The sequence below is a fragment of the Haemophilus sp. HMSC068C11 genome, from assembly GCF_001815355.1.
Classification (GTDB): Bacteria; Pseudomonadota; Gammaproteobacteria; order Enterobacterales; family Pasteurellaceae; genus Haemophilus_D.
The window spans coordinates 126,063-141,929 of the sequence record NZ_KV820375.1 but is presented as its reverse complement, the minus strand read 5'-3'; the positions used below and the strand labels follow the sequence as shown (position 1 = coordinate 141,929).

Genomic DNA, 15,867 nt, shown 5'->3' with positions numbered 1-15,867 from the left:
ATTTTTTTACCGCACTTTCAGCAATTATGAGTTATCCGCTAATTGTAATGGAGGAACGGGTTTGCCCATGCGAGCATAGAATTCTACAACAAAATCATCAAAACGATCGTCTTCGATAGCTTGACGAATTTCCGCCATTAAACGTTGATAATAGCGTAAGTTATGAATGGTATTTAAGCGAGCGCCTAAAATCTCCCCACATTTATCTAAATGATATAAATAAGCTTTGGTGTAGTTTTTACAGGTGTAGCAATCACATTCAGGATCCAACGGGCTGGTATCATCACGATATTTTGCATTACGGATTTTAACAATGCCGTCTGTCACGAATAAATGGCCGTTGCGTGCGTTACGGGTTGGCATTACGCAGTCAAACATATCAATACCACGACGTACGCCTTCCACTAAATCTTCTGGTTTACCCACACCCATTAAATAACGCGGTTTATCAGCCGGGATTTGTGGGCAGATGTATTCTAAAATACGGTGCATGTCTTCTTTTGGTTCGCCTACCGCTAAACCACCCACCGCATAACCATCAAAGCCAATATTCACTAAGCCTTCTAATGATACTTTGCGTAATTCTTCAAATACGCCGCCTTGAATAATACCGAATAGCGCATTTTTATTGCCTAATTCATCAAAGCGATCACGGCTGCGTTTTGCCCAACGAAGAGACATTTCCATGGATTTTTTCGCATAATCAAAAGTGGCTGGATAAGGCGTACATTCATCGAAAATCATCACGATGTCAGATCCTAAATCATATTGAATTTCCATGGATTTTTCAGGCGAAAGGAAAATGCGCTCGCCGTTAATTGGGTTTTGGAATTTCACACCTTCTTCGGTGATTTTACGTAATTTACCTAAACTGAATACTTGGAAACCGCCACTGTCAGTCAAAATTGGACGATGCCATTGCATAAAGTCGTGTAAATCACCATGTTTACGCATCACTTCTTGACCAGGGCGAAGCCATAAATGGAAGGTGTTACCCAATAAGATTTCTGCACCCGTCGCACGCACTTCTTCTGGTGTCATGCCTTTTACCGTGCCATAAGTACCCACCGGCATAAATGCAGGGGTTTCTACGCTGAACGTGCCTTGTGGACGTTCAAACACCAAGCGACCACGACGTGCACTGCCGCTGGTTTTATCTAATTCATATTTCATTTTCTTTCCTCAACGAATAAACAGTTCGTAGGTTGTTGTTCAATAAAAAAGCCTGTTAGTACAGGCTTCTTGATAGGTATTTTATGAGTTGGGTGAAAATAAGTCAAACCACTTATTCTAAGCCTTTCACGTTTGGATTTTTGGTAATGAACATCGCATCGCCATAACTGAAAAAACGATAGCGATTTTCGACCGCACTTTTATAGGCATTCATGGTGTGGCTAAAGCCTGCGAAGGCAGACACTAACATAATCAATGTGCTTTCTGGTAAGTGGAAATTGGTAATTAACGCATCCACCACACGGAATGATTTACCCGGGTAAATAAAAATAGACGTATCAGAAAAATAAGGTTCAATTAAATCAGGGTTGCCATTTTCTTCTGCTGATAGGGCAGCGGTTTCAACAGAACGTACTGATGTTGTGCCTACTGCAATGACACGTTTACCCGCTTTCTTCGTTTCAATAATAGCATTGCAGACTTCTTGAGAAAGCTCCACATATTCTGCATGCATAATGTGATCTTCAATATTTTCAACGCGTACTGGCTGGAATGTACCTGCGCCCACGTGCAAAGTCACAAATTCAAAATTAACGCCTTTTTCGTGTAATTTTTGTAAAAGCTCATCATCAAAATGCAAGCCAGCCGTTGGCGCAGCCACTGCACCAGGCACTTTGTTATACACGGTTTGATAGCATTCTTGATCCGCTTCTTCATCTGGGCGATCAATATAAGGTGGCAAAGGCATATGACCGATTTCTTGTAACACATCAAGCACATTGCGACTTTTATCCGCTAATTCCACTTCAAAAAGCGTATCTTGACGACCAACCATAATGGCTTTTACGCCATTATTTTCACCCAGTTTATCTTCGCCTAAAAATAATTCTGCGCCTTCTTTCGGGGCCTTTGATGAGCGAATATGCGCTAAAAAATGATGTTCACTTAAAACACGTTCCACTAACACTTCAATTTTCCCGCCACTGGCTTTTCGACCAAACATACGAGCAGGGATCACGCGCGTATTGTTAAAAATCAACAAATCACCTTCGTCGATTAAATCCAATACATCGGTAAAAGTGCGGTGAGAAATTTCTCCGTTTTCGCCATTAAGCTGTAGCAAACGGCAAGAAGAGCGATCTTCTTTAGGGTAACGAGCAATCAGCTCATCAGGTAAGTCAAAATGAAAGTCAGAAACACGCATAATTGTAAATCATGAAAGCTAAAAATGGGGCATAGTCTAGAGCGAATGAGGGGGAAATACAAGGGGGAATGTTGTTGGGTATGAATCGGGTTGAGAGATAGAGTGGGAAGGTAAATATTATACTATTCAAATTTATTAAGTTTTGTTTCAACACACAGCCACCGGAAGGTGGCTGCTAAAACATATCGAACCGCAACATTACACTATGGTGTTTCAACACACAGCCACCCGAAGGTGGCTGCGTATTTACAGTTTTAAAATTTGTAACAAGGCTCGTCTTGTTTATGATTAAGGGTAATCCAATTTTTTAGAGTGTCTTCATAGTTAGTGCCATCATTACTTGGAATATCATTGCATACGCTGATTAATTCTTTCAGTATTGATTCTATACTTGAACGCACACCTTCCTGTTCTTGAACAGCTTTCCAACTTCTAAATGGCTTATCTTTAGATGGTAAGTCCATTTGATGGTGAATTTCAAAATTAGGGCATGAACAACGATAAGTTACCTTTAATCCAGCTCCACGTGCCTCAGTTACTGCATCTGAAATTGCTTTATTTATAGAGTATGCTGAATTAGCCCTATCGCCAGACGAAACTTTAGGAGAATCTATATCGTGTAAGACAGAAAAATCAATTTTAAAATGAGATAAAATTTTTACTAAAATAGTAATTGTCGCTTTTCCTCTGGCTCTGATAATAAGAGGGCGTTGACTAACAGGATAATCCTCTGGATTACTATTCATAATTTCATGAAAAGCAGCAAATTCAGTATCTCCTTCAACGATAATAACTTTATCTCCAAAGAAAATTTCAGAAACATTAGAATCAAAAACCATTAGGGCTTTCAGATTAGCGAGTTCATCATCACTAAAATTAATTGTTTCGGATTTATATATATTAGGTTCTAAATGCTTATCTAATCGATGTAAACGAACAATAGTTGTATGATCTTTTATAGGATCAACAAAAGCTGGATGATGAGTGCTCAACATGACTTGCCAGCCTGCTTCAGATGCTAAGTTATATAAATGTTCTTTCGCTGCACGAACAGCTGAAGGATGTAACGCCGTTTCAGGTTCATCGATCAATAACATATACCCTGGCAAAAAGAAATCACTTGAACCATCTTGAGATAATTGGCTCTTAAGCTTTTGAATTTTCTCTTTATCTTTCGAAGATTGTGCTTTTTTGCTTTCTAATTTTTGTAATTCCTTTTGTATATCAGAAACTCTACTTAACTCAGATCTTACCTGAAGAATAGACCAAAATAATGCTCGTTGTGAACCTGTCCCTTGCTGATCCCAACGGGCAAAGTTACCTGTTTCAGAAATATCAATTCTTGAACCTGATAACAAAGATTTTGCAGGATCAAAACCAATATCTCCAATCCCAATGTTAAGATGGATTCCTGATGAACTAAATACTTTGCAATAGGATGAATTAATTTGCTCCTGTATTTTATCAATATCGTTACGAAGTTCTGATATAGGATTATTTGCTAATATCTCCAACTCCTTAATTTTCTTACTTAAATCAGATTCTTCATTTTCTATAATTTCTTTATATTTATTAATTATTGGTTCAAGTACAAGATTTAATAATTTTTTATGTTCTTCTTCAGGATTATCTAAAGAACCTATTCGAAATGGTTTAGGCAAACGACTATTAAATACAGTATCTAGTCCAGCAGCTTTACCATCATCTGCGTAGTCTTGAATCTCTGGATCCCAAGTACTTCTAATTGGCTTTCCTCCTTCTGTAGGCCATTCCCACTTAGAACGGACTAGTAATAATCCATCATCTGTTTCTTCTTTCCATTTTTCGTCAATATTACCTGCACTTTTAGGAATATGAACCCATAATTCGACCGTAGCAGGTTTTCCATTTGCATTACAATTAAAATCTTTTATATCTAGCTTTTCTTGCTGAACTGCCAACTCATATGCTCTTAATACAGTTGTTTTACCAGCATTATTTGCTCCGACTAAGCATACAATATCATCTAATTCAACTGTTAAACCGTCATTACCAATACAGCCAATATTTTTAATATGCATACGTACAAGATGTGAACGTTCCATAGTGTTACCTTCTTAATAAATTTACAAGTTTGCTAAAATATTTTTAATAATAGATTGAAAAGTTTTTAAACTAAAAAATTAAATTCTCCTCTCTTATAAAATTAGTATCCTCCCAACTCAATCCCGCTATTTCCCCAACATTGAGCGAATGGCTTTGCAAGGTTTGCCAATGTTCGTAAGGCAAGAGATTGCCGAGTTCATCTTCGACGGAATGGGCGTAGTAGGAGAGTTTCGCAAACATAAAATAATCCTTTATATTTATGATTACTTTTAATGATTATTGCTTAATGTATTCCTAACTTTATTTTAATGTCAATGTTCATTAATTTATATATTTTTTCATAAATAATATGAAGTTAATTAATTTTAAGAATGGAGTGTTTTATATGATTTTGGAGCGTGTTTTTAAGGCATGAAAAAAGCCCTTTCAAAAAGGTGAAAGGGCAAAATATTTGGAGTCATACTATGAGTTGTTGAATTAACAAATCAGGTATGGGATGTATTATAGTACACTTATTAACAAATGCAACAATTTTTTAACAACTAGTTGTGTGGATTGCGCGTATTGGTGTTGACCAGGTTACGCATTAGCAACGCATAATCAAGTTGGATGTCTTGTGGCACATCTAAAAAGACAAAGTGGCCATCGCCGAGTGCAGCTTCCACATTTTCGTTTTTGCGATTGAGCATTTTTTCAATCTTAAAGATGATGTTGCCTTGTGGAGTCATCATTTCCACTTCATCACCAAGCAAGAATTTATTTTTCACCGCCACTTCAGCCATGCTTTGTTCATTACGTTTACCAGTAAATTCACCGACAAATTGTTGGCGTTCTGAGATTGAGTAGCCATATTCGTAATTTTGGTATTCATCGTGCGTATGGCGACGTAAGAAACCTTCGGTATAACCACGATGAGCAAGGGATTCCAACGTGTCCATTAAGCTTTCATCAAATGGTTTGCCCGCAGCCGCGTCATCAATGGCTTTGCGGTAAACTTGTGCCGTTCTAGCGCAGTAATAGAATGATTTAGTACGACCTTCAATTTTTAAAGAATGGACGCCAAGTGCGGTCAATTTTTCCACGTGTTGTACGGCACGCAGATCTTTTGAGTTCATAAAGTAAGTGCCGTGCTCATCTTCAAATGCCGTCATTTGTTCATCGGGCTTTTGTGATTCAGTATAAAGGAAGACTTTATCCGTTACCGCACCTTCACCCAAGGTTGGCGCCACATTTTTCACTTCGATTTGTTGAGCGGGATCGATTTTCGGTACGATGTTGCCCACTTCATCCGTCGTGCCTTCTTCCATTTTGTATTCCCAACGGCAAGCATTGGTGCAAGTGCCTTGGTTTGGATCTCGTTTGTTGATATAGCCAGAAAGCAAACAACGACCGGAATAGGCCATGCATAACGCGCCATGTACGAAAATTTCGAGTTCGATATCGGGCACGTGTTGGCGAATTTCGGCAATTTCTTCAATGGATAATTCGCGCGATAAAATCACACGGGTTAACCCCATTTGTTTCCAGAATTTTACCGTTGCCCAGTTTACCGCATTCGCTTGTACAGAAAGGTGAATATCAATATCCGGGAAGTTTTCACGCACCAACATGATTAAGCCTGGGTCAGACATAATTAAGGCATCTGGGCCCATGTCGATCACAGGTTGTAAATCTTTAATAAAGGTTTTGAGTTTGGAGTTGTGCGGTGCAATATTTACGACCACATAGAATTTTTTGCCAAGCGCATGGGCCTCATCGATCCCGATTTTTAAATTGGCATGATTAAATTCATTGTTACGTACACGTAAGCTGTAACGAGGTTGGCCTGCATAAACGGCATCTGCACCATACGCGAAGGCGTAGCGCATGTTTTTAAGGGAGCCCGCAGGGGAGAGTAATTCAGGTTTAAATGGGGTTGTCATAATGTTCTCTTGTCTGATTTCAGGTCAGTAGCTTGCTTTTGGCAAGCCGTATTAAAGGCCTGTATTTTAGGCGGATTTAGGGATTTGTAAAGTAAAAGTGCGGTTTGGTTTTTCGATTGTTTTTTGAGGCTAGAAATAAAAAAGGCGAACCATTGTTCGCCTTATCAAGATTGTATTTAATTAAATCGCCCAGCCGCCAGCATAGAATGTGACAAGTACAATGGCGATGATAATTGTGCCAATGTTGAGTTTTTTCACATCGCCACTCACGATACGACCAATCACTAACGCTGCAAAGCCAAGCATGATACCCGTTACGATGTTTGCCGTTAACACGATGAATACTGCACAAACTAAGCCGCTCATTGCGCCCACGAAATCATCGAAGTCTAATTTGCTCACATTGCTTAGCATTAATAAGCCCACATACATTAACGCCGGTGCAGTTGCATAACCTGGCACTAAGAATGCAAGTGGTTGGAAGAATAACATTAATAAGAACAATACGCCGACGACGATAGCGGTGATACCCGTTTTACCGCCTGCAGCTGTACCTGCTGCAGATTCGATATAAACGGCTGCTGGTGCAGTACCGAATAAACCCGAGAATAAGCTACTTACAGAGTCAGAGGTTAAGGCTTTGCCACCGTTGATGATTTGTCCGTCTTTGTCTAATAAGTCCGCTTGACCTGCAACGGCACGAATAGTACCAGTTGCATCAAATACGGCAGTCATCACTAAAGCAAAGACAATTGGTAAAATGGCTGGTTGTAATGCACCTTGCAAATCTAATTGTAAGAAAAGTGAGTTTTCACCAAAGGTTGGCATTTTGAAGATTTGGCCATTGAATGTTACATTTGGATCGAAGATTAAACCGACGATAGTAATCGCGATGATGACCCATAAAATCCCGCCTTTTACTTTCATTTTTTCTAAGCCAATAATGAATGCAAGACCGATTAAGGACATCATCACAGGGAACGAAGTGAAATCACCTAATTTAACTGGTAAACCCGCTTGGTTGCCGACCACTAAGCCTACACCGTTTGCGGCGATTAAAAGTAAGAATAAGCCGATCCCGATCCCTGCACCATGCGCGATGCTTGATGGCAGGTTACGTAAGATCCAAGAGCGAATACCTGTCGCAGAGATTAAGGTGAATACCAAACCCATAAGGAATACAGCACCTAATGCCACAGGAATAGAAACATGTTGACCAATGACTAAGCTAAATGCGGTGAAGGCAGTTAATGAAATGGCACAACCGATCGCCATTGGCGCATTTGCCCAAAAGCCGATTAAAATCGAACCAAGCCCCGCCACTAAACAGGTTGCGATAAACACTGATTCAGCCGGAAAGCCTGCATCACCAAGCATTTTAGGCACAACAATCACGGAATACACCATGGCTAAGAAGGTGGTTAAACCCGCAATGATTTCTTGACGAACCGTTGAACCGCGTTTGCTGAGTTCAAAGGTTTTTTCTAAACTTGACATAAAGTCCCCTTAGGCTAATAATCAAAAAAAGACGTGCTATTTTATAGCAAATTATTTAAAAGTAAACGTTTGCGCAATCGTTTTTTTGTCGGTCTGGCGGGAAAGTGCGGTCAGTTTTGAGGATGTTTTTCGCATATTTTTTTATCGACTAAAAACTGCTATACTCTGAAAGTTTTTAACGTAATCAAAAAAGGAAAAACAATGGCTGATTTTAATCAAATTTTAACGCCAGGCGATGTAGATGCCGGCATTATCAATGTGGTAAATGAAATTCCAGAAGGTAGCTGCCACAAAATCGAATGGAACCGTAAAGTTGCAGCGTTCCAATTAGACCGTGTTGAGCCAGCGATCTTCGCAAAACCAACTAACTATGGTTTTATTCCACAAACTTTAGACGAAGATGGCGATGAGTTAGATGTTTTATTATTAACTCGCCAACCACTTGCGACCGGTGTATTCCTTGAAGCAAAAGTAATCGGTGTGATGAAATTCGTTGATGATGGCGAAGTGGACGATAAAATCGTTTGTGTGCCAGCAGATGACCGCGATACCGGCAATGCATATAACAGCCTTGCTGATGTGCCAGCGCAATTAATCAAACAAATTGAATTCCACTTCAACAACTACAAAGCATTGAAAAAACCAGGTTCAACGAAAGTGACTCACTGGGGCGATGTAGAAGAAGCGAAAGAAGTGATTCGTGAATCAATCAAACGTTGGAATGAGCGTTAATTTTTCATTTTAATGAATTGAAAAGGCATCAGATTGATGCCTTTTGTTTTTATAGATGAATAAAAATACAATTAAAATGAGCTACATACACTCCTAGACTCAGCATGTTTTTAACCGTACCCGTAATGAGATTGAACTGAAAAGTAAAATATAGTTGTGGAGAAAGGTTAACAGACAAAGAAGAAATGGAGTTAGAGATTTAATATAAACAAGAAAAAATAAAGGATTGGGTAAAGAGAGTAACCACTAATGAATAAAATTCTTCAAATTATTATTCTTTTAATACTGATATTTTTATGTTGTTTTTTTGTATTTTCATTAGGTTTAATAATATTTTCATTTGTTATGAATGGAGGTTCTATTTCTTTAGATGAGACAATGGAAATAATAGTTTTTTGCTTTAAATTGTTTTCATTAGGTTCTCCTTTGATATTATTATCAATATTTATTTCAAATAGAATTAGGAAATAGAATTTTAGAGGTGTTTAAAAAACATGATCTGAAAAGAAACATCAATATCGTAGTTTTTTAGATTTCTAGAAGATAGGGAGGTAGAATCTTCCTAGCATAATAATTAAATACTGAAGTACAAAGTGCGGTCAATTTTCAAAGAGTTTTAAAACTTCTCAAAAACTGACCGCACTTTTGTCTTATTGAATATCGTTAAAACGAGAAGCGTAATTCTGCATTAACATTATTCGCTTTCGTATCGTGGTTGTAAGCACCTTGATAGCCGACTTTCATACTCAATACTGGTGTAAATTGAGCTTGTAGTGCCACACCTGTCGTAACAACATTTTTCAATTCTTTACCATAAAGATTTGCTACGCCTTGATTATTGATAACCAAGCTGCCTTCGGCGGCTTTATCTTTATGGAAACGATGATAAGCCACATCACCTAATAGATTTAATTGAACGCCACCAATTGCAAATGGAATGGATGGACGTAAACCTACAGAGGTGACGATTAAATCACGATTGTTGTCTTTTAACTGCACTTCGCCTTTTGTCACGCCTTTGTTTTTGATGTGCATATAGCTTACGCCAGCATAAGGTTCAAGCGCAAAATGTTCGCCTTTTAAGCCTGTGTAGGCAAGTTCAGCAAAGACATTTTGTGTTTGACTATGGCTTTTCACACCTTGTGCAAATTCAGCACGTTGTTCGTGTTTACCCCAGCTTTGAATAAAACCAATTTTCGGTGTTAATACGTTGAAACGATGTTCAGCTGTTAAGCCTAAATGCACGGCACGATCTTTTGAAGTGCGGTCAATTTTATGACTGTTTTGTGTTGAACCAACAAATACACCTAAATGTTTGTTTGTATCAATGGTCGCATCAATACCCACAAGTTGATTGTATGCATGACTGCTTAAACTGTCAGTGCTGAAGTGAGTGAAGGTGCCACTTGTCCAAATTTGTGTACCTGTATTAAGTTGCGCTCTTACTGCACCCGGTTGGGCAAGTTGCTGACGAAGCAATAAGCCATTTAACACATTGTGTTGTTCGGCTGCGAGATCTTCATCATAGCTTAAACGAGCAAAAGCTTGGCGAGCATTCTCTTTTGTTCCCCAAATGAGGTTTTGATATGCCGCACTGCTTGTTGCTGCATCTAAGGCATTGGCGATAGCCACTTCATTTTCAGTGGTTGCCGCCGATGAAAGGGCTTTTTTCTGAACGGTTACTTTCAACGTATTTGCATTACTTTCATTTTTAACGGCAAAGAAATCATAAGTGCGAGGTGTTTCTACAACTGCATTTTCAGCTCCCACAAATGAGCCAGTACCTTGCACGGAAACTGCTTTTTGTGGATCTTGTTGTAATTGAGGCAGAATTTCTTCATCAAATTTATTTGGCACTAAAACAGAACCGTCTGCAAAGGTGGCATTGACGTTAGCAATACCATTATTCAGTAAGAAACGACCACCTTTTTCCACTGTCGCAGTGACCGTTTTCGCGGTGCTGGTTAAGGTTTCGGTAACAAATCCATTCTCACTTGGTTTAGTGACTTCCGCTTTCGGTAACACTTCCAATGTTGCACCTTGTTTTACGATGACTTGTTGTGCTGAACCAAGGGATTGATTTAACCCTGAAAGCTGACCTTCATTCACGGTAATTTCACCGGTGAAGCTGTTATTACCGGTGAGGGTTAAGGTGCCAGTCCCATTTTTAGTTAAGGCGCCGACATAGCCTTGCGCGGCACGTTCATTACGAGCCACTTCACGTGCTAAACCTACTTGATATTCCGCTTTTTCTTCAGCTGTCGCGCCTGCACGATTTTGCATTAACGCTTGTAATTCTGCTTTGCGCGTTGTCCAAGTCGCGGCTTCAGCTTGATCTTCGACTTGACGTGCTTTGATGGCTTTATCGCTAATATCATTTGACCAAACATCATTTTGATTGAGGTTGATTTTCATGTTTCCTAAGAATTGACCTGGACCAAACATAGCTCTGCCAAGATCCAAAATACCCCAACCCCAAACGTTACTCGGTATACCTTGTTCAGTTTCCCAACGTTCTAATGGTTTACCTTCAAGCCCTTTGCGAAGAGTGGTTTGTCTCGCAGTAGTGAGCATAACATCGCGCGCTTGATCGGTTGTCATATATGGATAGCGAGAAAAGATGACACCTAATGCACCACTTACGTGTGGGGCAGCCATTGAAGTACCACCAGCTGATTTGTAAATAGGGTCACCATAAGTATTGTTGTCTTGTAATTGAATGTAGGAGGAATAGATATTGGCAGATGGCGCCGCAATCGTCCACCATTTTGAATGGCCGGCGAGGTTAAATTCTTGAATATCTGCGCCTGCTTTTCCATCACTCACATCGTCATTCGAATCATTCGGATAGCCTTCACCACCGACTTGTCCCGTGACGTTTACCCAGTATTTTTCTGCATCAGGTCTGAAATAAGGCAACATCGCACGCGTAAAGGATTCAGCCATCATACTGCGGTTACCCGCTGTAAAAACTTGAATCACTTGTTTATTTTTTGCTACTTCATAAGCCGCATCAACAAAGTTTTTCTCACCACCGGTGACAAATTGATAATAAGCTTTTTCAGCCTCGCCTAAGTTACTTAAATAAATATGTGCCGCAGGACTGGAAATTGGCTCAGGTGCTTTTGGTACATCATAATATTGCACACCATATTCAGGCACATTACGCCAATCATATTTTGGTTTATAGCCTAAGGCACCGGCAAAGGATGAATTAACACGACGGTTTGAACCCCAACTGTTATTAATCACTTTTGCTCCCGCATCCGCGAGAGCAGAGTAGCCTTGTAAGAAGAAACTATAGTCTTGGTTTGGCCCATAGGTCATGTTGTCGTTACCACCTGTGTTGGCAGAATAGAGGTTAGCACCGAATGCTACACCATGCATTTCATTGCCGTCACGCGTTGCTGCCATTGTCCCGCCAACGTGCGTACCGTGTGCATCATTGGTATATTTATGCCATGCACCGTCAATATTGAAGGCTTCACCTTTAGTGAAGATGCCATTATCTGTTTTATCGAAATTGCGTTTACCGTTTTTTACTGGTTCATTTTTATTAATTGGACCATTTCCCACCGATGCATCGGGATAACGCATGCCATCTTTACTATAAGTCCCTTCCGTTTTTACAACGTGGATTCGACCGTCTTGAAATTCAGGGTGGTTTAATAGCACACCTGAATCCATCACGCCGATTTTTACGCCTGAACCATTAAAGCCAAGCGCGTAAGCCGTGGAGGCATTCATTGAGGTTAAGCCCCAGTCTTTGAGGTATTCAGCGCTTTCCCAACTTTTGGTATTACCGGCTTGGCCTTGTTCAGAATAAGCGGCTGCATTCGCAGCATACCAACCAACAAGTAGTGCGAGTGCGGTTTTTTGAAGTGTTTGAGGTTTCATATTGTCTTCCTTTATCTTTTTGATTTTAGGAGACTATTATTCGCCTCATCGCGAAGCGCTTCAATGACTCAAATCAAAATTCCAGAGAAAAATGTTTATTCTGTGACAACGATCACACCAAAGTGCGGTCAAAAGAGGGGATAAATTTATGTATCGTAGAAATCAATGTTATAATTTGCGAACAAAATGATTAAGGAGTAACTCATGGCTATTTTAGTAACGGGTGGCGCAGGCTATATCGGTTCACACACTGTAGTGGAATTATTAAATGCAAATAAAGAAGTGGTGGTATTGGATAATTTATGCAATTCATCCCCAAAATCTTTAGAACGCGTAAAAGAAATCACGGGCAAAGACGTGAAATTTTATGAGGGCGATATTTTAGATCGTGCTTTATTACAAAAAATCTTTGCTGAAAATAGTATTCAATCGGTAATCCATTTTGCGGGTTTAAAAGCCGTGGGTGAAAGTGTTCAGAAACCCGCTGAATACTACATGAATAACGTCGCAGGCACGATTGTTCTCATTCAAGAAATGAAAAAAGCAGGTGTGTGGAACTTTGTATTTAGTTCATCTGCAACGGTTTATGGCGATCCGGAAATTATTCCAATTACAGAAGATTGCAAAGTGGGCGGGACAACCAACCCTTACGGTACCTCTAAATACATGGTGGAACAAATTCTTGCCGATGTTGCAAAAGCTGAACCACAATTTAGCATGACGATCTTACGTTATTTCAATCCAGTGGGTGCACACGCAAGTGGCTTGATTGGTGAAGATCCAAATGGTATTCCAAATAACCTATTGCCTTACATCAGCCAAGTTGCGATCGGTAAATTACCGCAACTTTCGGTATTTGGTAGCGATTATGATACTCATGATGGCACAGGTGTACGTGATTATATTCACGTGGTGGATTTAGCGATTGGTCACTTAAAAGCATTAAATCGCCATGAAAATGACGCAGGTTTACACATTTATAACTTAGGTACAGGTACCGGTTATTCTGTGCTTGATATGGTGAAAGCGTTTGAACAAGCGAACAATATTAAAATTCCATATCGTCTTGTTGCACGTCGTCCAGGCGATATTGCAACATGCTATTCCGATCCAAGTCTTGCAGCAAAAGAGTTAAATTGGACAGCAGAACGTGGTCTTGAGCAAATGATGAAAGACACCTGGAATTGGCAAAAAAATAATCCGAAAGGATACCGAGATTAATCTTACTCTTGTTGGGCGGAGCATCATTTCGCCCTTAATATTTTAATCAGATAAAACACGCTCAAAAATAACCGCACTTTATGTCAGAACAATCCCTTTCTAGTCAAATATTTACCCGCAAAATGCTGATCTGTGTTTTCACTGGATTTAGTTCGGGTTTACCACTTTTCGTGTTATTGCAAATGTTGCCTGTATGGTTGACAGATAAAGGGCTTTCCGTTGAATTAATCGGTGCATTGACAGGGGTGATGGTGCCATATGGTTTGAAGTTTTTATGGGCGCCATTATTAGACCGCTATTTCCCGCATTTTTTAGGGCGTCGTCGTAGTTGGTTATTGATTTCTCAAGTGGTTTTGCTGATATCCCTTTATGCGATAAGTCAGTTTGATCCGGTGGCAGAATTAAGTACGGTGGCTAAAATTGCCACATTCATTGCCTTTTTCTCTGCAACACAAGATATTGTGCTCGATGCTTACCGTCGTGAGATTTTAACGGATAATGAATTAGGATTGGGGAACACCATCCACATTAATGCTTATCGCGTTGCAGGTTTAATTCCTGGGGGGCTCTCGCTTTATTTAGCGACAATTTATCCATGGGAAACCGTCTTTTTATTGACCGCACTTTGTATGCTGGCGGGCATATTTATGACGCTCTTTTTAGCGAAAGAACCAATGATTGCACAGGTCGATCGTGATCAACCTTTCTATATGGTGTTTTGGATACCCTTGAAAGAGTTCTTCCAACGTAAAGGTGTCGCCCAAGCTATCGGTTTTTTACTCTTTTTGTTCTTGTATAAATTTGGTGATTCATTTGCCACTACGTTACAAACGAAATTCGTCTATGACATGGGCTTTGAAAAAGAGCATATTGCGTTGGTGGTAAAAAGTACCTCACTTTGGGCAAGTATCTCTGCCGGTCTCGTGGGTGGCGTGATTATGTTACGCCTAGGCATTAACCGTGCATTGTGGGTATTTGGTTTTATCCAATTAATCACTATTGGTGGATTTATTTGGTTAGCTGCATTTGGGCATTTTGACCAAATCGGTGCAGCTGAACTTTGGAAATTAGGTTTCGTGATTGCGGGGGAATATATCGGTGTCGGTCTGGGCACTGCTGCCTTTGTCGCCTTTATGGCTCGCGAAACGAATCCACTTTATACAGCCACTCAGTTAGCCTTATTTACCAGCCTTTCTGCTTTACCGAGTAAAGGGCTTGGTATGTTATCGGGTTACTTGGTCAAAGCAGTAGGTTACTATCATTTTTTCTGGATTTGTTTATTCTTCGCTATCCCAGGAATGATTTGTTTATTCTGGGTGGCACCATGGAATGAAAAAGGAAATGAAAAAGCTTAAAATAAAATAAAGTGCGGTCAAAATTAACAGCAAAATCATTTGACCAAACAAGGCTTTAACGGTATTTTAAACAGGTCTATTATTTATTGGAGATTCGTATGAAAATTATTCTTTTAGGTGCGCCTGGTGCAGGAAAAGGCACACAAGCACAATTTATTATGAACAAGTTTGGTATCCCACAAATTTCAACAGGGGATATGTTCCGTGCTGCGATTAAAGCGGGGACAGAATTAGGCAAACAAGCAAAAGCATTAATGGATGAAGGGAAATTAGTACCGGATGAATTAACTGTTGCATTAGTAAAAGATCGTATTTCTCAACCAGATTGTGCAAATGGTTTCTTATTAGATGGTTTCCCACGTACGATTCCACAAGCGGATGCATTAAAAGATTCTGGCGTGAAAATTGACTACGTTTTAGAGTTTGATGTACCGGATGAAGTGATCGTTGAACGTATGAGTGGTCGTCGCGTACACCAAGCGTCTGGTCGTTCTTATCACATCGTTTACAACCCACCAAAAGTGGAAGGTAAAGATGATGTAACAGGTGAAGATTTAATTATCCGTGCCGATGATAAACCAGAAACTGTGTTAGATCGTTTAGCGGTTTACCACAAACAAACCAGCCCATTAATTGATTATTACCAAGCTGAAGCGAAAGCGGGTAATACGCAATATTTCCGTTTAGATGGTACTCAAAAAGTGGAAGAAGTAAGCCAAGAGTTAGATAAAATCTTAGGCTAAAATAGACTGAAAACTGACCGCACTTTGAAGAGAAAAGT

The 15,867-nt window shown here is 39.7% G+C and carries 11 protein-coding genes; 4 read left to right on the top strand and 7 right to left on the bottom strand.

The annotated features are described in order from the left end of the window. Positions 1-24 precede the first annotated feature (24 nt). From tgt to HMPREF3020_RS07690, 6 genes are all read right to left on the bottom strand, one after another. A complete protein-coding gene (tgt, locus tag HMPREF3020_RS07710) occupies positions 25-1,173 on the bottom strand; it encodes a tRNA guanosine(34) transglycosylase Tgt (RefSeq protein WP_070776101.1) in 1,149 nt (382 codons plus the stop codon). Between the two features lie 112 nt (positions 1,174-1,285). Then, a complete protein-coding gene (gene queA, locus HMPREF3020_RS07705; protein WP_070776100.1) occupies positions 1,286-2,377 on the bottom strand; it encodes a tRNA preQ1(34) S-adenosylmethionine ribosyltransferase-isomerase QueA in 1,092 nt (363 codons plus the stop codon). 254 nt (positions 2,378-2,631) lie between these two features. Beyond that, positions 2,632-4,461, bottom strand: a complete 1,830-nt coding sequence (locus HMPREF3020_RS07700; protein WP_049364908.1) for an ATP-dependent nuclease — start codon at positions 4,459-4,461, stop codon at positions 2,632-2,634. A gap of 70 nt (positions 4,462-4,531) precedes the next feature. Further along, positions 4,532-4,702 carry a hypothetical protein gene (locus HMPREF3020_RS09435; RefSeq protein ID WP_239660901.1) on the bottom strand — a complete coding sequence of 57 codons (171 nt, stop codon included), beginning with the start codon at positions 4,700-4,702 and terminating at the stop codon, positions 4,532-4,534. Positions 4,703-5,004: 302 nt separating this feature from the next. Then, positions 5,005-6,384, bottom strand: coding sequence for a prephenate-dependent tRNA uridine(34) hydroxylase TrhP (gene yegQ / locus HMPREF3020_RS07695; RefSeq protein WP_070776099.1), 1,380 nt, complete (start codon positions 6,382-6,384; stop codon positions 5,005-5,007). A gap of 180 nt (positions 6,385-6,564) precedes the next feature. After that, the gene (locus tag HMPREF3020_RS07690) at positions 6,565-7,881 is read right to left on the bottom strand and encodes an NCS2 family permease (RefSeq protein WP_070776098.1); all 1,317 of its coding nucleotides are present in this window, start codon (positions 7,879-7,881) and stop codon (positions 6,565-6,567) included. Positions 7,882-8,082: 201 nt separating this feature from the next. Between HMPREF3020_RS07690 and HMPREF3020_RS07685 the strand changes: the two genes are divergently transcribed. Next, complete coding sequence (locus tag HMPREF3020_RS07685; RefSeq protein ID WP_005695476.1) at positions 8,083-8,613, top strand: inorganic diphosphatase; 531 nt, start codon at positions 8,083-8,085, stop codon at positions 8,611-8,613. Positions 8,614-9,276: 663 nt separating this feature from the next. Here the strand turns inward: HMPREF3020_RS07685 and HMPREF3020_RS07680 are convergent. Next, positions 9,277-12,510: a S8 family serine peptidase gene (locus HMPREF3020_RS07680; RefSeq protein ID WP_070776097.1), complete on the bottom strand. Its 3,234-nt coding sequence runs from the start codon at positions 12,508-12,510 to the stop codon at positions 9,277-9,279. Positions 12,511-12,714: 204 nt separating this feature from the next. Here HMPREF3020_RS07680 and galE point away from each other — a divergent pair, with 204 nt between their 5' ends. The 3 genes from galE to adk all read left to right on the top strand — a co-directional run bounded on the left by galE (position 12,715) and on the right by adk (position 15,829). Next, the gene (gene galE / locus HMPREF3020_RS07675) at positions 12,715-13,731 is read left to right on the top strand and encodes a UDP-glucose 4-epimerase GalE (RefSeq protein WP_070776096.1); all 1,017 of its coding nucleotides are present in this window, start codon (positions 12,715-12,717) and stop codon (positions 13,729-13,731) included. An 80-nt stretch (positions 13,732-13,811) separates the two neighbouring features. Next, positions 13,812-15,086 (top strand): MFS transporter, encoded by a 1,275-nt coding sequence (locus tag HMPREF3020_RS07670; RefSeq protein ID WP_070776095.1) that lies wholly within the window; start codon positions 13,812-13,814, stop codon positions 15,084-15,086. A gap of 98 nt (positions 15,087-15,184) precedes the next feature. Beyond that, positions 15,185-15,829 carry an adenylate kinase gene (adk, locus tag HMPREF3020_RS07665; RefSeq protein ID WP_049369513.1) on the top strand — a complete coding sequence of 215 codons (645 nt, stop codon included), beginning with the start codon at positions 15,185-15,187 and terminating at the stop codon, positions 15,827-15,829. Positions 15,830-15,867: the final 38 nt, after the last annotated feature.